At 42.3% G+C, this 20,585-nt stretch carries 11 protein-coding genes and 1 pseudogene; all 12 read right to left on the bottom strand.

What is annotated here, in order from left to right; translation table 11 throughout:
* Positions 1 to 88: 88 nt before the first annotated feature.
* On the bottom strand, positions 89 to 940 hold the full coding sequence (locus tag K6969_RS04090; protein WP_171943167.1) for a class C sortase: 852 nt from the start codon (positions 938 to 940) through the stop codon (positions 89 to 91).
* Entirely contained in the window at positions 937 to 1,794 is an 858-nt protein-coding gene (locus K6969_RS04085) for a class C sortase (protein WP_171943166.1), read from the bottom strand. Before K6969_RS04085 ends, K6969_RS04090 begins: the two co-directional genes overlap by 4 nt.
* Positions 1,791 to 2,581, bottom strand: a pseudogene (locus tag K6969_RS04080) (class C sortase). Before K6969_RS04080 ends, K6969_RS04085 begins: the two are co-directional and overlap by 4 nt.
* Before the next feature lie 239 nt (positions 2,582 to 2,820).
* A complete protein-coding gene (locus tag K6969_RS04075) occupies positions 2,821 to 3,084 on the bottom strand; it encodes a hypothetical protein (protein ID WP_029174243.1) in 264 nt (87 codons plus the stop codon).
* Positions 3,081 to 3,347 carry a hypothetical protein gene (locus tag K6969_RS04070; protein WP_029174244.1) on the bottom strand — a complete coding sequence of 89 codons (267 nt, stop codon included), beginning with the start codon at positions 3,345 to 3,347 and terminating at the stop codon, positions 3,081 to 3,083. The genes K6969_RS04075 and K6969_RS04070 overlap by 4 nt, the downstream gene beginning before the upstream one ends.
* Complete coding sequence (locus tag K6969_RS04065; RefSeq protein WP_321537472.1) at positions 3,344 to 3,598, bottom strand: hypothetical protein; 255 nt, start codon at positions 3,596 to 3,598, stop codon at positions 3,344 to 3,346. Before K6969_RS04065 ends, K6969_RS04070 begins: the two co-directional genes overlap by 4 nt.
* A complete protein-coding gene (locus tag K6969_RS04060) occupies positions 3,595 to 4,512 on the bottom strand; it encodes an Rpn family recombination-promoting nuclease/putative transposase (RefSeq protein ID WP_321537471.1) in 918 nt (305 codons plus the stop codon). Before K6969_RS04060 ends, K6969_RS04065 begins: the two co-directional genes overlap by 4 nt.
* A gap of 183 nt (positions 4,513 to 4,695) precedes the next feature.
* On the bottom strand, positions 4,696 to 5,559 hold the full coding sequence (locus K6969_RS04055) for a prealbumin-like fold domain-containing protein (protein ID WP_029174246.1): 864 nt from the start codon (positions 5,557 to 5,559) through the stop codon (positions 4,696 to 4,698).
* Between the two features lie 24 nt (positions 5,560 to 5,583).
* Complete coding sequence (locus K6969_RS04050) at positions 5,584 to 7,590, bottom strand: SpaH/EbpB family LPXTG-anchored major pilin (protein WP_321537470.1); 2,007 nt, start codon at positions 7,588 to 7,590, stop codon at positions 5,584 to 5,586.
* Between the two features lie 177 nt (positions 7,591 to 7,767).
* The gene (locus tag K6969_RS04045) at positions 7,768 to 8,244 is read right to left on the bottom strand and encodes a SpaA isopeptide-forming pilin-related protein (RefSeq protein ID WP_253911855.1); all 477 of its coding nucleotides are present in this window, start codon (positions 8,242 to 8,244) and stop codon (positions 7,768 to 7,770) included.
* Between the two features lie 268 nt (positions 8,245 to 8,512).
* Positions 8,513 to 9,802: an IS4 family transposase gene (locus K6969_RS04040; protein WP_104931122.1), complete on the bottom strand. Its 1,290-nt coding sequence runs from the start codon at positions 9,800 to 9,802 to the stop codon at positions 8,513 to 8,515.
* Positions 9,803 to 9,838: 36 nt separating this feature from the next.
* Positions 9,839 to 20,293 (bottom strand): SpaA isopeptide-forming pilin-related protein, encoded by a 10,455-nt coding sequence (locus K6969_RS04035; protein ID WP_321537469.1) that lies wholly within the window; start codon positions 20,291 to 20,293, stop codon positions 9,839 to 9,841.
* Between the last annotated feature and the right edge of the window lie 292 nt (positions 20,294 to 20,585).

Genomic DNA, 20,585 nt, shown 5'->3' with positions numbered 1-20,585 from the left:
TACAGTTCACCAAACAAAAAGACTTAGAACAGCCATCAGAAACGGTGGTTCTCTAAGTCTTTTTTCTCTTATTCCTGTTATAGCAAACTTATAGTACTTTAGTAATTTGACACTCTCTCACAAGCTTGAGCAACTTGTAGGCAAGATAGACAAACAAAATCCAGCCTAAAAGGGTCAGATAGGCGATGAAGCTTACACCTTTCTTGCGATAAGATTCCAGCACTGCTTGACTAGACTGTCTTTTTTCTTCTGAAGCTGATACTGCCTGCTCGCTACTATCATGATAGCGATAGGCATTGACCAAAAGACGATAATCAAAGGGCGGAACCAATGGATCACAGGTCAACAGGGTCAAGACATCCTGTTTTTCTATCGGAAGCAATTTCTGCCAATCGGTTGCCTTGATGATTTCTGTATTTTTGACCCGATAGGTGACTACTTTTTCACCAATTTCAACAAAAATCTCATCGCCTTCACGCATTTCATTCAATCGGAAAAAACGCAAATCACTATACCAACTTCTGTGGCCAGCCAGCACACTACGACGATCCAGACCTCCGAAAGGCAAGTCCGTTCCTGACACCACCGCTACACCCTGATCAAGATGGGAATCACTGGCTCCCACCCGAATAGGTTGGCGGATTTCAAGACTAGGAATGCTTACATAGCCGATGATGGTATCTCCAAAATCAGATACGGACTGCTCATCTTTCCTAGTCTCAGCAAAGGGATCAACTGTTGCCAGTTGACCACTCCGCACCGCTTCTTGATAGTGTTCAATGACCTCTTCCTCTTTCTTTGAAAAGCCTGACTCCATTTTTTTGTAGCTCTGGTAAGCAAAAAATTCCCTCACCTCATGAACTGTCATATTGCTGAACAATAATAAGGGCAACAATAATCCCACTATCATCAATAGATAGCCAACAATTTTCAACTTCATGACCGTCTCCTCCTAGTCGCTTTTCTTCTTCGGAATAGGAGGTAGCCTGCCAATAAGAGAATAAGGAGAAGAGCAGCTACCAGATAGGATAAAAGCATCCTATCGACAAAGAAACCTGGTTCTTCTTCCTCATGCACCTCTGGAACATAGGAAATCCGATGCCCCCTGACCAACAAGCGATGGCTATTGACCATATAAGGAGTACAGGTCAAAAGAGTGGCATAATCCTTTTCTTCTACCACCAACACAGGTTCAAAATCACTAGGTTCAACAACTAAAATCTGATCTACTTCATAGGCCAAAATCTCAGCAATATTATGAATATAAAAGCGATCTCCTAGCTTGAGTTGATCCAAATTGGTAAAAAGAGAGGCCGTGGGAAGACCTCGATGAGCTGTCAAGACCGTATGGCTATTGGCACCACCGACAGGCAAGGAAGAACCTTCCAAGTGACCAACTCCCTTTTGTAAGACTTCCTCGGATGTTCCTGCATAGACAGGGATTTTTTCATTTAGTTTCGGAATCTCGACATAGCCAATTTTCTCCTTGACCTCCAACATACGAGCGTACTCTGCTAGACCAGCCTTTTCCTCCTCTGAATAGGGATCCTGTAATTTTCTTGGATTCAAGGTCTTATTATAGGCCCTAGCCAATTCGAGACGATTTAACACCTCTTGAGTCGGTAGGTCTTTGGCTAGTTGATAAAACTCCTGCACTTCCTGTTCTGCCTCGTAGCGATAGTATAGATGAGAACATAAAGGATAGAGCGTTATGAGCAGTCCCAACACAAAAATCAAACGCAGGACCAACTTCTTTTGAAGAAAGCGATTAGATTCCAGCAGGTTCTTCATCATTTCGTCCTCCTCTTCCTTTTAGTCAAGACAAAAATCAAGCCAATGGCAACAAGCATGCCTAAAGCATATAAAAGATAGCGTATCAAAATCCGTTTCTCAGCCTGATCCGTTGCCTTGCGATGTTCTTCTTCCACATAAGGAATGCGATGTCCTCGCACCAAAAGTCGATGTGTATTCACCATATAAGGCGTACAAGTCAATAAGGTTACATAATCTTGGTTTGGAACAACCAATAATTGAGAAAAATTACTCGGCTCAACCACCAAGATTTGATCCACTTCATAAGCCAATACGTCTCCGATATTGTGAATATAAAATTCATCTCCTAGCTTTAAACGATGCAAATCCGTAAACAAGCGTGCCTTGGGTAGACCAGAATGAGCCGTTAATACACTATGGTATCCTGACCGCCAACAGGTAGGGAAGTCCCCTCTAAATGCCCAATCCCTTTCTGCAAGACCTCCTCTGAAGTCCCAGCATACATGGGAATATCTACCTCAATCTTAGGAATCTCGACATGTCCTATCCGTTCATGGATTTCCAACATCCGTGCATATTCCGCCCGACCGGCCTCGTGACGAGAACGACTATAGGGATCTTCCGCAAGAACATTGTGTAAACTTTCGTTAAAAGCATGAGCCAAATCCAAACGTTGCTTGATTTCAGCTGAAGCTAAGCCTGACTTGGCTTGGTCAAAATCCGTTACAATGTGCGTCGCCTCATAACGATAGTAGAAATTTGAAATGTGGGGATAGAGTAAAATTCCAAATCCGATTATAAAAATCAAGTAGAAAAAGAGATTATTCTTCTTTTTCCCCTTTGCTCATTCACCATCACCTCCAGGTGCTAAAATGTGATGCATTGATGAAGAATTGTCACGCACTAAATCATTCCAAGCTAACAAAAACTGCAACTAAAATAACGCAATTCCTGACTCCCATCGTTTGAAACAACACAGATGACCATAGAAAATTCTTTAATTCGTCCGTCTCACTCAGCTGCTCTTTGGATGCTCAACATTCAATTCTAAAAATCAGCTTTTGTCACATCCAATCTTCCGGTCTTCAAACCATCCAAATCTTCCTGGCTTAGTCCTGTCAGTCTCGCTATCATTTCATCAGCGAAACTTTCTACTAACATCTGCCGAGCAATCTTGAGCTGACCTTCTAATCGACCTTCTGCCCGTCCTTCTAACCGGCCCTCTTCCTGACCACGCTTTCTGCCTAGTATGAAAGAAGTCTCTAATTCACCAAAATGATTGGCGGCACTATAGGCTAGTTGATCAATCATTTTCGCTCACCTTTCAAACCATCCAAATCTTCCTGGCTTAGTCCTGTCAGTCTCGCTATCATTTCATCAGCGAAACCTTCTACTAACATCTGCCGAGCAACCTTGAGCTGACCATCCAGCATACCTTCTGCTCGACCTTTTTGAATACCCTTTTGAAGTCCTTGAGCCATACCTTCTTCCTGACCACGCTTTCTACCTAGTATGAAAGAAGTCTCCAATTCACCAAAATGATTGGCGGCACTGTAGGCTAGTTGATCAATCATTTTCGCTCACCTTTCAAACCATCCAAGTCTTCCTGGCTTAGTCCTGTCAGTCTCGCTATCATTTCATCAGCGAAACCTTCTACTAACATCTGCCGAGCAATCTTGAGCTGACCTTCTAATCGGCCTTCTAACCGACCTTCTGCCCGTCCTTCTAACCGTCCCTCTTCCTGACCACGCTTTCTACCTAGTATGAAAGAAGTCTCCAATTCACCAAAATAATTGGCGGCACTGTAGGCTAGTTGATCAATCATTTTCGCTCACCTTTCAAACCATCCAAGTCTTCCTGGCTTAGTCCTGTCAGTCTCGCTATCATTTCATCAGCGAAACCTTCTACTAACATCTGCCGAGCAATCTTGAGCTGACCTTCTAATCGACCTTCTGCCCGTCCTTCTAACCGTCCCTCTTCCTGACCACGCTTTCTACCTAGTATGAAAGAAGTCTCCAATTCACCAAAATGATTGGCGGCACTGTAGGCTAATTGATCAATCATCTTCCTTTCCTCCTCTGTCCATGTATTTCTATCCAGCAGGTGTTCGGCCCTGCTGATAGCGTCTGTTTGTTGCTGGCTAAATTCACGATTGGCAAAAAATTCCATCCACAAGCGTTGGTTCTTAGCCAATTTTCCCTCACTCAGCTTGTTCAATTCAATAATAACCATTTCAAATGGTTTCTTCATCTCCCCTTGCTCTCCAAACGGAATTTCCAACACCTGTCCATTTTCCTCAGCTGTCAAGACAAAGGAATGGATGGGCTGCTTATCGTCGAAATACTGGGTGGCGACCAAGGCTATGGAATAAACAGGTGAAATCTTATCATACATGTCATGGGTTCGTTTGACCTTGTCACGAACATTAGGCAAATCCTTGACCAAGTGCTGACAAGAGTAAGTCCAGAGACGTTTGATAAAGCTGTGTTGATGGACCACCTGAATTTCAATGATAACCTGAGTCCCGTCGTCCAATCTCGCTAAAACATCCACCGTTGTGCTAAAATAGCCCTCACGTTCTTTCTTCAAATCAGCAATCGTTCCATTTAAAATCTGGACAGACTTGGGACGAAAGCCCAGAAAGGTCTCAATGAAATCAATGGTAATTTCATGGTCACTGAAAATTTTCTTAGCTGCGATGTCAGCCATAGGGCTGATGCTATGTCGAAATTTTGTCAATTGTGTTCCTCCGATAAATAGAATTGAGCATGACTCTCTATCTATTAATTCGAAGTTCCTAGTAATATTATAGCACTTGAGAGAATTTTTTTCCAGAAACACTTAATGTTTTCAAGAAAAAATACACCTGCTGATACTTGATTCCAGCAGGTGTATTCTGTCAACAATATGACCAAAGGTAGACTAAGTCTTTTCCCCTTTCTTGTATGTGACCAAGCGGTAGCCTAGCAAGAAGAGAATAATGCCTAGCGATAAAACCGCTATGACCACCGCATTTCCGGTATATGGGATTTCAATACCGGGAGGTGTGACGGGTTTGTTCTTTATGCGGATGACATCCGAAACATGCGAATCCAGACTAATCTCAAAGGGAATGGTATCCTGACTGAGAAGATAGCCCTTGGGAGCCTTGATTTCCTTAAGATAGTAACTACCATAGGGGAGTGGACCTACTTTGAGGTGACCACCATTTTCCGAGGTCAGATGATAGGGTTTGCCGTCAATCATCACTTGCCTCAGTTGACCGTCCACCTCTTCCAAGACTTGGAAAGTCGCTCCTGCCAAGGGGGCTGTACTGGTAGAAACCTTGAGAAAATTCCTATAACCCACTTTTTCCCCCGGTAGTCCAACCTTAGCCTGTACAGTCTGCAATTGTCCGTCTACCTGTAGGACAAAGGGAATAACCTCAACGGTAGTAGCTGACCCCTGCTGTCGAATGTAGTACCAGCCCTTTTTCAGACCAGAAAAACCTACAAATCCTTGAGGAGTCAAGGGGTCAGAAAGCTGGGCTTGTCCATACAGCTGACTTAGCTCCGCTCGACTCAGGGCATAGAGTTTCTCTGCCAGTTGCTCGGGAGTCTCTCGATCCCCCTCCGGCAGATACCAGGCTTCAAGACTCAAATCTAGCTTGCCCGCATCCACATGCTCTGGCAAGGAAATGCCGACCTGAATAGAATAGGTATCCTCTGCTTGAACCAAAAGAGAGGGCAGAGACAACGAACAGACCAGTGCAATTATGCAACAGACTAGCTGTTTAATAATCCTCATCAGACCCTCCTTTTCTACTCTATCCTAGGCGTCTTCCGCCTGACGCTTTTTCATAGCGATGAATGCAAATACCATTGTACTCAAACCAACCACTGTGAAGACAAGGGTACCAATACCACCAGTTTGTGGAATGATAATCTTTTTGTTTTTCACTTGTTGGAAGTTTTGAGCAGTAAGTTCTTCAGTTGCTCCCCATGTTCCTTGTCCAACTTGGAACTCAATCTTATCACTTGGTAATGCATATCCTTCTGGAGCTTTGGTTTCTTTCAAGTAGTAGGTTCCTGTTTTCAAACCTTTGACTTCGAATTTACCTTCTGTAGATGAAATGAACTTGAAGGCTTGGTTTTCATCTTGCACCCACTGCCACTGCATATTCAGTGTTTCATAGGCTGCATTACGAAGAGCTTTTTTAGCTTCGGCTTGGCCATCATTTGCTTTCACAGATGCAAGATACTCTTGTTCTGCTTGTTTGTATTTATTTACAGCGTCTGTTTGGTCTTGCTCTGATTTCAAAGCCAAATATTGATTTTGTGCATTCGTCACCACAAACTCTGCACCGAGAAGTTTAACAGTAGCGTCATTCAATCCATCCACATTATCTGTCTCAATAAAGCGTTTTCCGTGAGTGATAACTTTTGGTTTTTCTGGTGTGAGCGGTGGTGGGTTATCTGATGGGTTGTTGGTTACAGTAACAATGTGAGCTTTTTCTCCACCTTCACTAGTATAGGATGGAATAGTTCCAGAAGTCGTATCTTCCACTACAATATACTCAACACCTGCTTTAAGATTGTCTCTAAATTCTTTAGTAGTTTCGTTAGGTTGTAACGTAAATTCGCCAGCAAATACACCTGTAGCCTTTTCATATACTTTGAATTTTACTGCTTTTTTATCGTTTTCATTTTTCCAAACCTTGTTAACCTGGATTTTTACTATACCACCTTCTTCTTTCGGTGTCACTGGTTTTGGTTCACTGTAAAGATCTGTACGTGGGCGGTTACCATAGTGGAAGGTCACTTGGTTAGGGATTTCTGTATCAACCTTAGCTGAGTCGTTTAGGACAGCATTATAGGTCAAAGTGATGTTAACATCCTGAGTCTTAGCAGCCTCTTCTATAGCCCTCAGACCTGTTTCATTTACTTTCACCATAAATCCACGTTTATCCTCAGTCACTGTATAGTGAGTATTTTTCTCTAGACTCTCAACTTCTTTATAAGCAATGACTAATGAATTTAGTTTATAATCCAAACCTTCAACCATCAAGTCTTCCCAGACAATTGTCTTGTAAGAAGAACCTTTTGGAATGTTTGTAGTAATTTTGTAGGTTACTTCTTCACCAATTGTGACATCTTTAGGTCCCATGGTATTGTCTGAAAACTGCTTGGTCACAGTCGGCTTATCTTCTGTGTTTTTTGGATAAACGTGAAGAGGATTAGTTGTGCTATCAAAATATCCTGTTCCATCTGGACGAGTAACTGGTAAAACGAGACGGAAAGGAACAGCCTTAGCTTCTGTTAATTCGCTACCTGCACCGTCACCTTGTTTGTTGTAGTACGGTGAGTTTTCTTTGTCTTCTACAAAGATGTAGGTACCGTTTGGAAGTGTGAACTCAGCACCAGCACTACCTTCTCTAGTATTGACACCGTTAGTGCCATTATTCGTAGTATCTAATACATAATGTTCGTCTTGCCCCTCACCAGTAATACCTAATTGAGCACCAGTTTTTGAGCCATTTTGTTGTGAATCAACCTTTTTCCAAACCTTAAAGTTGACACCTGCAATTTCTTGAGCTGATTGCCCAAAATAATTTTTAAAATTATTTTCTTGGATAGTTGTACCATCATACTTTTGGGTAGTTTGTACTGTCTCGTGATTAAAATTATTAAAATCTTCTTTACTCATCAAGACCTTATGCACCACAACCTTAGTTTGATGCGTATCATCCGCATGTACTAAATGTCGAAGATTTCCCAATGGACCGAACATCGTCAGAAGAACGGTCAAGAGGGAGAATACTTTTGTTAACTTTTTCACTATTTTCTCCTTTTCTTTTTTAATCTTTCAGTTTGCTTTTATTACTAGCACCAACTATCTAGGAGATAGTTGGTGGGTGGAAATTGAACGAACACAGTTCGTGTCAAAATCTGCAGACTGTACTAAAGTACGTCAAAACCAGTTAACCAAGTAATAAAAGATAAAATGATATGTAGCTTATTTACGTATATGTTTCCAACGTTTTTCTTTTCCTAGCTCGACGGCAAGAGCCAGTAACATCATCACCCCCCCTAATGCAATATAAGGAATAATTCCTATACCACCCGTTTTCGGATATTCTCCTTTGCGGAGGTTTTTCACAATAATCAGGTGACTATCCGTATTGTCTAGACTGACGAGGTCACCTCCATCTTGGATAGTGATGGCTCCATCTGCGCCTATATCAATATGGATTTCTTTTTCAATCTTTTGATAGCCGTCTGGTGCTACCGTCTCTTTCAAAATGTACGATTTCCCTACTGGCAAATTGTCAAAGAGAACTTCATCTCCTGTTGTCGTTGTTCTCTTAACAACTGCTGGCGCTTGTGCATTCCCACTTTCTTTCAATTCAAATGTCGCTTCTAGACGTTGAGCTGAATCACGATACGAGCGTTTTGCCAACTTGAACTGAGAGGTTGTTCGGGTATTTTTCATAGTAAAGACGACAAGACGATTCGTGTCTGCAGAAGCCAACGAGACGGTGGCATCTGGATTATGAAGATAGATAGAACCATCGTGGTTAATCTGGAAGCGGTATTCATTCCGATTGAGGAGATAACCGGATGGAGCCTCAATGTCATTAAGTTAAGCATTTAAACAATTAAAGGAACTATTCCCGTCCGAGCAATTGATGACCAAACGGGAATAGTTTTTGTATTTAGGGCGCACAAAAAGGATGTTTTTTAACCCAATTTTTCAACTATTATGTTACTCTATAAGTGAAGCTTACAGGTGCCTTGCTTTTTATCTTTCTTTGGAACGTTCGATTGGGTCGGATGATGGATAAATGTTTGGCAATGTAGGTTTCTAATTGGAAGGAAGTGAGTTTGTTTCTAAGAAATTTTCGACAGGCATAAACAGCGTCTGAAAAACAAATTTTATAAGCCTGTTTTAACTTTGATGTTTTAATAGCAACGTGTGAGGTTAGCCATTTACAAACATTAAAATTGATAAAGCGAGCGTAGATTTCTTGGAGAATCCCTTCCTTCTTTTTTGCATGAAAATGAGTCAGACCGATACTGTATTTTAGGTCACGAAAACTGGTCTCTATGCCCCATCTGTAGGCATAGAGATCTTTTAATTTTTCTGGAGAATAATCGGTGTTTGTCACCAAAGTTTCAAAGAAACCTGGCTTGATTTCGAGACGCACCATTCGAAAATGAAGTTCGTAAAACTGAACTGGGTCGCTTTTTCGGCTAGAGCTTGGTAGAAAGTCAAAGGATGTGTGATTAGGTAAACAGCGATAGTGATTAGGAAAATTTTGATACTGTTGCTTCATCTCATTGGTCTGTTTCCGACAGATGTTTAGGTCAAATTTTTCATCAAAACAAGGGGTGTCAGGGAGGTTAAATCCTGATTTCATAGAATGATTCCCGTCACGAATACGAATAATATAGGACCAATTTCTTTCTTGGCAGTGAGCCATGACATTGTAGGATTCATACCCCCTATCCATTATTACCAGAGCTTGTTTGAAAGAAGAGTTCTTCATCATGTCAATAAAAGCTGCACGTTCATCAACCTCTCGATTATCTTGGATCCGTAAATCATGATATATCTCTTGTTCAAGATTGTAGAGAGCATTGATATGAATAAGATTGTAAGGAGTGTGATGTGGTCCAGTTTGAAAAGAGGTCGTTTTATCAAAACGATTTCTTGGTAGAATCACATCACTGCCATCAACAGCCAGGATAGGGAGATTATCAGAGATTGGAATTTTAGAAGTAATATCCCTAAAAAGTGTTTTAAAAGCTTGGTGTTTAATCTGATACCGCCGTTGGACAAAGGCAGATTGAGAGACAGGCAAATCTAAATCAAGTAGCTCTTTGGCTAAGGTATTACCACCCATGGTCAGTATAGCTTGAATCATGGTTTTCATCGTTAGCTGACTTTGCCGACTAAAATCTTTTTCAGGATGAAGCACAAACTGATTGGCACTAGAAACGATGTCGTTAATACTATCAAGTAAATGAGCTTTAATCTGATCTAGCATGACTTTTCCCCTTTTATTTTTAGTGTAACATAAAAACTAACCCACCACAAAATGTGATAGGTTAGTTAACTTAATGACATTGGATGGAGCCTGGTCTTCTTTTAGGATATAATAGCCAGGCTCAAGATTCGTCTGGTAGATACCCGCTCTTGTCAGACCCTGAGCTAAGGCTGTGTCTCCTTTTGTCCAGTTAACATCTGTCTTATAGATTGAGAATTGAGCATTATCGAGGAGAGTCGCCTCATTTGTACTATCCACTTTTTTGATTTGGAAGTTAAAAGTACGAATGTTTTTAGCAACCATGACAAGCGTATCCCCTTGCCCTGTCTCAACGGATACAAGAGCCTGATCTGCATCAAGGAGCGTCAAGCGTCCGTCCTCCCCAATCTGAAGGCGCGTATCTCTGATTTTTGTGTAGCCTGATGGAGCTTGTATCTCTCTAAGGACGTATTCTCCAGGTGGAATATTTGGAAAATCAATCGTATTATCAAAATGAGAATAGCTGTTACCCACAAGGGGTGTCATACTACCGTTGATGAGCACTTGCACCATATTGCTACCATCTGCGTTTGGACCTTCAGATGGATAGAGAGCAAATCGAGCACCAGATACTCCGTTAGTTGGATTATCATAGTCGCGCTTCTTAATCTTCAAGAGATAGGTCTTCACCTTGTTTTTCACCGTGATTTGAATGACTTTGTCATCCGAAAGTGGCGCGACAGCAATAAGGTCGTTGCCATTCTCTACAGTTGTTGTGCCATCCGCAGCAATGATCAATTTGTACTTGGTTCCATTTGTCTGGAAGCCTGCTGGGGACTGGGTTTCTTGTAGATAGTAGGTACCCGGTGTCAAGGCTGGAGTTTCTATCTCTCCAGTAGCGCCTGTCACCAAGTCACTTCCAACCTGCGTGCGTCCATCCCCACCAAAGAGTTTGAAGGTTGCATTTGCAAGTCTGCGAGTCTCATTCCTGCTATCAACCTTGATAATCTTCAGTTTCGGTTTGAAGATGTTGGTCAATTTGAGATTGAGCCTGTTATCTTTGGTATTAATCTCCGCATTGGTCGGTGCGCCGTTTGCCAACCGAACTTGACCATCTTCTCCAACGATAATATCAAACGGTTGAAGCAATTCGTAACCAGCTGGTGCAGCTAACTCACTAATCGTATACGTTCCCTGAGGAAGTTTAAAGACAGCATTGCCAACGTCATTGGATTGGGTCCACCAGGTCAAGGCTTTATTTGCGGTATCAATCGTTGCACGATACCGTTGTCTATGCAAATCATCATCGCTAAATAGCGGAGCTGGTCCATTATTTTTTGCCTTGATTTGCAGCTGAACTCCTGCCAAATTGCTCGTCGAATCGAGATTGCTAACCTTTTCGATACTGAAATCTGTAAATGGTCTGTTCTTGACGACAAGTTCTATCTCGTTATTGGCATTCACAGCTTGACTTTCCAACAAGTCTTGTGGTCCTTCCACAATCCTAATTTGTCCATCTAGACTGATGGTCAATTTGATTTTCTGGATCGGATTGTAGCCTGTTGGGGCTGTGACCTCTTTGAGGACGTAAGTGCCCAGTTGCAGATTACGGAAGGTGAGGCTGTTTCCTGTCTCCGTGGTATGGCCTTGGCCCAGTGGCGGCCTCGTCTCGTTCTCATTGTAGAGTTCAAAACGGGCATCAAGTCCTGTATTTGGATTCGCAAGGTCTCGTTTCTTGATAAGCAAATTGTAGGTGAGTAACTCGTTTTTCACGAAGATTTTCAATACATTTTCAGTAGTGGTGTCAATCCTAACCTTATCATTTGTTCCAACGAGGGTAAAGCGGCTCACTGTCTTCATCTGACTTCCGCTGTGTGGTCGCTGTAGTGTCTGCAAGTCTAGTAAGACTGGACCAGCTAAAGCACGATAACCAGTTGGCGGTGCGACTTCGACAAGGGCATAGCGTCCCAGTACCTTGGCTTGTAAAGCCTGACTTGCTTGACCATTTGTCAATGTAAAGGTTTGGACGAGATTTTGATCTGTCAGAGCGCCTGTCACCGTTTGTGACGTTGCATCATCTGGAACTTTATAGAGCTTAAATGTCACTGCTTGTTGGATAGTACGGTTATTCATATCCTGCTTCTCGATTTGAATCTCAGGATGCTGGATATTGCCAATTGGGTATTGACCAGCTGATAATGCGTTAACGGTTTCTGTAGCTTGAGCTGAGACGGTCAATTCACGAACCCCATACCATTTCTGCTCTACTCGGTCTTCATTTCTCACACGAATGTAGCGAGCCACTATGTCCGTGTTCAAATCGACCAATCCATAGGTTGTATAAGTAGACAGTGGGAAATAGGTGCGTCCATCTATTGAGTACTCAAGTGTGAAGCGGTTGAATCTATCTAGCGGATTGTGCTGAGTGCCTTGCAAGTAGTGAATGTGGCGAACACGTTTGACGCCTTGTAGGTCAACCCCTAGATAGGCTCCAGCAGGAATATTATCTCCTTGACCATTGAAATTCTGGTAGGTCACAGAAGTTGTATCACTTCCATCAATTGCGTCTCCATCTTGTCCTGACTGGATATTGGATAAGTCAAGGGACTTGATGAGGGTTGCACCTGCGACACGTTCGCTCGGAGCTGCGTTCGCTACTTTATAGAGAGAAACTCCTGAGCGACTCACGGATACCTTATAGGTAATCGGCTCGACCATATAGCCTGCTGGTGGTGCTGTCTCGACTAGGGTATAAGAACCGTAGGTCAGGTTAGTAAACACGAAGTCTTCTGTCGCAGCATGTGTCTGAACGGCTGATACTGCGGTTGCATCATTGTCCTTGGTCAATGTAAAGGTCATCTGTCCTGTGATAAGACTCGGCAAATCTTCCAATCCCTTGATGCGTTTGGAAATGCGCAGGGTTTTCTTACTGTCGTTTTTCACCGTCAGTTGAAGCGTATTGCCACTTGATGCACCAATTTCTAGAAGGCTACTATCTCCTGACAGGATTCGTAATTGACCCGCCTGCGTGATTTCAAGTCGAACTGGATCTACTTGAATATAACCTGACGGCGGCCTCTCTTCTTTGAGGACATAAGTGCCAGGGAGCAACTGACTAAAGGTATAGGAATGATCGCTTGGGTTGGTCTGACCTTCCGTAATCTTACTTATCCCATCTGCATTATACAGCCCAAATGTCGCTATCAATCCTTGTTGAGCATTCTGGGCATCCCGTTGCAAAATCTTGAGGTTATAGGTTTCTCTCTCATTTTTAACGGTGATTGGGATAATCTTATCCGCACCCTGATCTTGACTAGCTCCGTTCTCAATCTTAGCATCAGCATTAGTAATCTGAGCCGAACCATTGGCATCAATTATGATTTGGTATTTGCGAGCATTAGCCTGATAATCTGTCGGAGGCTGACTTTCTTGCAAATAGTAGGTACCTGGCTCCAAGCCTGGAAGGGTGATTTCACCGTTGCTGCTGGTTGTCACTTCCTGACCTATCTGCGTATTTTCATCCGGTCCAAATAACTTGAAGCGTGCACCTGCTAGCTTACGGTTGGCATCACGGCTGTCGACTTTGATAATCTTTATCTTAGGCTTAAAGACGTTGGTGAGTTTGATATTGATCCGTCCATCTTTTGTACCTTGACTAACCTGTTCAGGATTTGTTCCCTGAGCAAGCTGGACACTACCATCTTCTGCCACAGTGATATCGAAAGGCTGTAGCTGCTCGTAACCTGCTGGTGCAGAGAGTTCGCTGATGGTATAAGTTCCTTGTGGTAGCTGGAAGACGGCATTTCCAGCAGTCGAGCTCATCCACTCAAGGGCCTTTTCAGTGTCAATCACACGACCCTGATAGTTTGTTTCATGCCAGCTTCGATTGCTAAATTGCGGCATCTGATTGCCATTCTTAGCCTGAATCCGCAACCGCACACCTATCAAGGTGGTCTCGTTGCTACGTTTGTCCACCTTCTGAATACTGATTGGCGTATAGGTGCGGTTTTTGATAGTGAGGCTAATGGTAGTATCAACTGTGTTACCCACTTCTACCATTCTGGTTGGGGTATCCAGTACACTGACCTGACCACTGTTCGCAATGACAATCTTGAAGTCTCTCAATGGATTATAATTGATTGGCGTTTGCAACTCTTTGAGAGTATAGGTACCCGGTCTTAGCTGACTAAAGGTATAGGAATGATCGTTTTCGTTGGTCTGCCCTTCTGCAATCTTGTTTGTCCCATCTGCATTAAAGAGACCAAATGTCGCAGTCAAACCTTGTTGAGCATTCTGGGCATCCCGTTTCAAAATCTTAAGGTTATAGACTTTCTGTCTGTTTTTCACCTGCAATTTCAAAACATTGTCATTTGCTGTACTGCTGGTATCGACAGTCACCTTATCGCTAGAGGATAGGACCGCAAACCGTGTCACATGTTTGTTTTTTGTATCTGAATGTGCCTGACGTGCCTCGGTTGCCTCAAGTAGGACTGGCTGGCTCAATCCAATATAGCCATCTGGGGCTTGGGTTTCGACCAAGGCATACTTGCCAAGTTCCTTGATAAGCAAGGTTTCATTACCAGTCTGTCCATTGGCTAGTTGGAAGGTTTGAATGAGATTGTTATCATTAATGGCAGTGGACAGGGTAGTTTCTGTAGTATCTTCCGGAACCTTATAGAGCTTGAAGGTCGCTGTTCCTTGGATAATAGCACCTGTCTCACTATCTCGTTTTTCCATTCGGATAAATGGATGTTGGATATTTCCGATTGGGAATGCCTGCCCACCTTGAAGACTTACGGACTCCGCTTCTTGGGCTGAGATACGTAGCTCACGAACCGCATACCATTTGTTGACGACTTGCTCTTCATTTCTCACACGGATATACCGAGCGAGAAGGTCGGTAGACTGCTCAAAGCGCTCAGTCGTTGCTGATGAAGCGATTGGGTAGTAGGTCTCACCATCTATTGAGTATTCTACTGTGTAGCGATTCATCCTATCCGTTACATTATTCTGATTTCCTTGTAAGTAGAAAATATTTCGAACTCGTTTGACGCTTTGGAGGTCAACACCTAGATAGGCACCGACTGGGATAGTATTTCCCTGACCATTGAAATTATGATAGGTCACAGAAGTTGTTTCACTTCCATCAATGGCATTGCTCTCAGGACCACTCTGAATATTACTCAAATCAGGAGATGTGATTAGGCTCACCCCTTCGACTCGACTTGGTGTCACTTGGTCACTCGTTCGATAAAGGGATACTCCTGCTCGACTGACCGCAACTTTATAAACAATCGGTTCCACCATATAGCCCGCTGGTGGCGCTGTTTCAACAAGGGTATAAGAACCGTAGGTCAGGTTATTAAACACGAAGTCTGTATTCGCAGCTTGTGTGACAGTCACTGGTTGGAAACTTACATCGTTGTCTTTTGACAGCGTAAAGGTCATCTGTCCTGTGATAAGACTCGGCAAATCTTCCAATCCCTTAATGCGTTTGGAAATACGCAAGGTTTTTAATCGGTCGTTTTTGACTTTGATTTGTACTGTATCTGGAGATGTTGCACTGGTGGCTACTCCATCCGCAAACTCTTCACTCACTGTTACACGTCCATCTGAGTGGATTGTAAATGGTATTAAGTTTGTCAGTCGTGTATACCCTTGCGGTGCTCGGATTTCTTTAAGATAGTAGGTTCCTGCTTCAAATCCAGAATTAGCACCGCTTCCATTTGTAAATGTATACATACCATTTTGCAGATTGGCAATTTGACCATTAAGCGTGTCTCCTGTAGCATTTGTCACCGTGAAACGTGGGGCGGTATCGTTGACGCCTTCCGTAATCGGTTGTCCTGTCTCCGCATCGATTTTTACAATCTTAACCTTAAATTTCGGTGGAGAGTTAACGATAGTCGAACTGCCACGAGTAAAGTGGGCTGCTCCATCTTCGTTTACAGTAAACTGAACCACTGCTTGAGTTGGTTTTGCATAGCCATCTGGTGCACGAGTTTCCCACAGTTCATAGGTGGTATTTGGCAAGAGACCTTTCAGGACAAATTGTCCATTGGCTTTAGAGAAGAGGTTTGTTCGTACAACTGTAAAGCCAGTTGAGTGTATTTGACGCAATTCAAAGATTGCATTTTCCAATGGTTGTCCCTGAGTATTTTGCTTCGTAAACGTTAGTTCAAGCGGTTGATTATAGATGTCCAGAGTCACCACACCATTGTTCAGTTGAGGAGTACTGGTCTGGCTGTTAGCCGCATCTGCCTGTTTACGCAGTTTAAGCGTTCCATTTTCTTCATAAACCGTTAAGTTGATCTGCCCCATTCCACGATAGCCTGTGGGTGCTCTCACTTCCTCCAGCGTGTAGTTCCCTGCTGTCAACTCATTAAAGAGGAACTCGTCTGATTCAAATGTATCTCCGAGCGTCTCATCATATGGCTGACCACCATCTGTTTTTCTCAGGCGGAAAACAGCACCTTTCAATGGAGTATTTGCCAAATCTTTTTTCTTGAGTTTGAGGCTGAGTTTCGCATCCTTCTTGTTTATAATTTCAAACGGTGCTTGTGCAGTATATAGTTTTCCATTAATCGTTATGTTTTCTGAATTTCTGATGTTCAATCTATGGACTGTCGTATCTAACGTATAACCCGCTGGTGCTTCAACTTCTTTGAAAGTGTACTCTCCTCCTAAGATATTTGTAAATTCAAGAATACCTTGTTCATTTGAACGAATGGTTTGATAAGGGCGCTGTTGTGAGTCGTAGAGAGTAAAGACTGCACCTTCTAACGGACGTTTTTGCTGATCTACTTTCTTAAGCTGGAAGCCATACCAACCTGTCGGATAGGCACCACCACTGGCAACCGTGTCTCCAGCAACAAAGAAATTATTCGGACTCTTATCTCCACCGAGAACTACACTGTTCCAATTAAGACTGACTGCATTTCTCAGTGTTGTATTTCCATTTTTTCGTTGCTTGATTCGGGCAACAATCGTCTTTCGTCCCCAACCTGCCCCTTCATGGTAAAACTCAAGAGTATAGTTTGACCGATAATTAAATTGTGCATCATACCAACTCTCACGTTTCAGTAGAATTGCCAGCCCCATATTCGTCACACCATTAATTCCATAATGATATGTTGTCTGCTCTCCACTTCTTGAGGTAGCCACCAAGGATAGACGTACCATCTCCGACTCCGTATAAGAAGCCGCAGGGTTCCCATCTGCCACGAATACTTTTATGTTTCTTGGTATACTTGTATGAACATCACCATCATACAAAGAGCTATTTTCATGAATTCGATCCCAAATCTTACGGGAATCATGCCCAACGCCTCCAGTAATATCGTTTCTTTCTCCGTTATAAACCAACTCCCAGGTCACAGAATCAGCCGTCTGATTGATGGCTTGTTTGTGGACGGAAGAAAATTGACGTAAACTCCCTTGTAGACCACCGCTACCGTTTTCAGTCGCATTTAGCGTCCCGTCACCAATTACCGTATAACTACAGTCAAAATTTCCGCCTTTATAGCTAGTCTTATACTTCAACTTTTTATTTACAATGTTAGACTGTGTATTGATTGGATTTTCAAGATCAAAAGAATACCAGACAGGTACTTCTGGACGCACACCAGTCAAATATTTTCTCCCAGCTACGTTCCTATCATTGTTAATCTGGACTAGACCTGAACTTTGGTCACTCCCAATTTCAAACCACCCACTGTATTCGGTCACAGAGTAAGCAGCAGATGTCAGAACAAATTTTAATTTTCTATCTTCTACATGGTAGGTCCGAGCAAGGATTTCATTTGTACCTGATTTATAAACAGGTGTCCATTCGACAGATGGATTTGCTAAGTGTTCGAGTTTTAATTCTCTTGGCAATTCAATTGTAAAGCTATCACCTTCTTTAGCAAAAGCTGGTAATTTGAAGTAGAATTTTAACGACCCGTGGAATCCTCCCCATTTGTTTCCATTACGTTCCCAAATCAACCAGTTGATATTAACTGGCTCAACATGTGTGACACCGTATGATTCGCAAGAACCTGGTGGCTTAGGTGTGATAGGTTGGCTAGTATCCTTTTTATTCGTAAAGACATACTGCAAGTTTTTCCAATCCATCTGTGCAGTAGAAAGCGCATAGCCATCTGGAACATCTTCAGTCACTTCATAGTATATTCGTGTTTTTGTGGCAGTACTGCCTGTTCCAGAAAACTTTTCGACATTTGGAACTGTTACCTGTGACTGATTTGCTTGCAAGGTTACTTTATGGTCTCGATAACTTCCACCATTGACAGAAAAAGTGACAGCGGTCTTCTCCGTACCAGTTGCCCATTTTTTATGTATTGTAATATCACCTTTTAGAGCTTCTAGCGATGCACCCGTAATCGTATGATTGGCTTTTTCATTTGTCACGTTGGTGATGGTTTCGACAACTGCAATGCCTCCTACTGGAACATCATTTACGGTAATTTGATTTTGCGTTTTATCAACTGTTTGCGTACTCTTTAGCCTATAATTCCCTCCCTCAGTAGGTTCATAGACATAGACAATCTTTGAATGAACTGCTTGTGTATTCTTATCTTCAGCAACGTCAAATGTATACGTTTGTACACTATCTGTCGTATTGAGACGAGAGGTATACCACTCAATCACCTTATTATTAGACTCGCGATAGCGACCATTCACTCGAATAGTATCTGATAATTTGGGTGTATCATAAGGTGAGGTGGTTTGATCACTTGGCAAGGTCAAACTACCTGCACTTTTAATATTCCGCTCCTCCTCCCTAGTTAATTCAATCGTTTGCCCATTTTGTGTCAAACGGGAACGTACCGGCGCTTGCACCTTAACATCCGAATAATAATCCAGTGTGTAGTTCTCACTTGGAAGAAGAATCGGTGTTTCAATGGTGTACACATATGTGCCATCTTGAATCGGCAACTGATTTGTAACAGAATCAAATCTACCAGAATCACTATACCGACTCGTCTCAGGATTTCCAATCGTTTGTCCTTGGTTGTGGATAATAGATGTAATCTTAGGTGCTCCAAGTCCTGAGTCAACTGGTACCATAAAAGTATTTGCAATTTGTTTGATATATCTATCATTTGCTCCAGTAACAGTTGTAATATATTCCCAAATAATCTTCTTTTCACCAGTAGAGGTAACCTGAATTTCTTTCTTGCGTAAATCTCCTCCCTGTCTAAAATGACGTGTTACCCCCGGAATCTCAATCCGAATCGGGTCAAAAATATCCTTGGTGATTTCCTCTTCTCGTGTAACAGTAGTGGTTGTTCCATTCGGATTATTGATAATGGTCGTTGTTCTATCCGTATTCGTTTCTGTAATAGCCCTCCTAGTCCGAGCAGAGCGCAACATACTACCAATCCGTCCTTCCAACCCATTCTTTTTAGCATTGGTGACATGGATTATTTTTTCGGCTCCACTTTCTTGCAACTGAATGACTGGCAGCTGTTTCTCTACTTCGTAACCTTGAGCTGTTGACAATTGACTGATTTGGTACTCACCCAAAGGTAAGTCTTTCCAGTCTAAAATCCCCTGCTCATCAGTGCGGCCGTTATAACTTATTTCTGGATTTTCTACAGAGCTAATAGAAAACTCCGCACCTGCGATGGGCTTGCTAGGTTGCAAGACACCTTCTTCATGTTCTCGTAATACCAAGCGTAGATTAGCTGTTTGAATGGCTAAAGCTTGTTCTTCTTGTATCACCTCTTCGCCTTCAGGTACTGGATTAGACTGCGTGTTGTCAGAAGTAGATTCAGAAGTTTCTGGAATTGGCTGCTCGATATCGGAGGCTACGGAATCAGTCACCATCTCTATACTATTCCTTTTGACCAATTCTTCAAATGTTTTCCAGTCTTCTGTTAAGATAGTCTTATAATCTGATGACAGAACGGCCATAAATTGACCAGTTTGTAGCGGCTTCTTTATCTTCAAGCGTAGCAGAATTTCCTCGTATCTCCGCTCAGGCTTCTCTTCATCTACCTTCCACTCTATATGGCGTTCAGGCCCTGGCTTGATTTTGATGGAGTAATAGCCTAGACCATATACAGGCAAGGGAGCTTCTAGAGGATCCTGTGTTGCAACAGTTGGGGCAACTTCCTGCTCAGGAAATTCCTTGGGCACATCTTCTTCACGATAGTCTTCATCCTTGACAAAACCTGGTGGAAGTTTTTCCTTTGGAAACCCTTGCTCATCCAGCTGACTTTCCAGTTCCAGCTCATTCTGGAATACCAAGCTAAGCCCCTTGCTGATGTCTACTCCCTCTTCAATCTGGACAATCACATCTAGCCTATCGAGCTGCTTTTGACTGGTATCTAGCTTAATGGCCAGCTTTTGACCATCTTCCTTCAGATGTTCTATATACTTAGTCCGAATGGTTAGTGGCGTTGTAGCACTAACTGATTCCGAAAAAATTGTTATCGGTAACCGAATAATATCCAGACATAGAACAAGTAATAAGAAAGAACTAAGAAAGTATCTTACCTTTTTCATAACTTTTCTCCATTTCATATACTTATATGCATATTTATTCTTTATCACGTTGTCATTTCACCTAATTTGGCGTTTCAGTTGATTATACCAAATTTTTCAAAAAATAAAAGTAGTTTACAGCAAAAAAATAAACAAATTCCACTGATATATATATATATGCAAATGCGATTTTTTCAGCAGTTTTGCAGAGAGCACTGAAAAAGTTTTTGAAATTTTCTTGGTTTCAATCATACAAATATATATAGCTTTCATATATGTTTATTATGTCTATTTATACTCATTTCATGATTGG

Origin of the sequence: Streptococcus suis (assembly GCF_019856455.1) — a bacterium.
Classification (GTDB): domain Bacteria; phylum Bacillota; class Bacilli; order Lactobacillales; family Streptococcaceae; genus Streptococcus; species Streptococcus suis_AE.
This window is presented reverse-complemented; position numbering and strand designations above follow the sequence as displayed.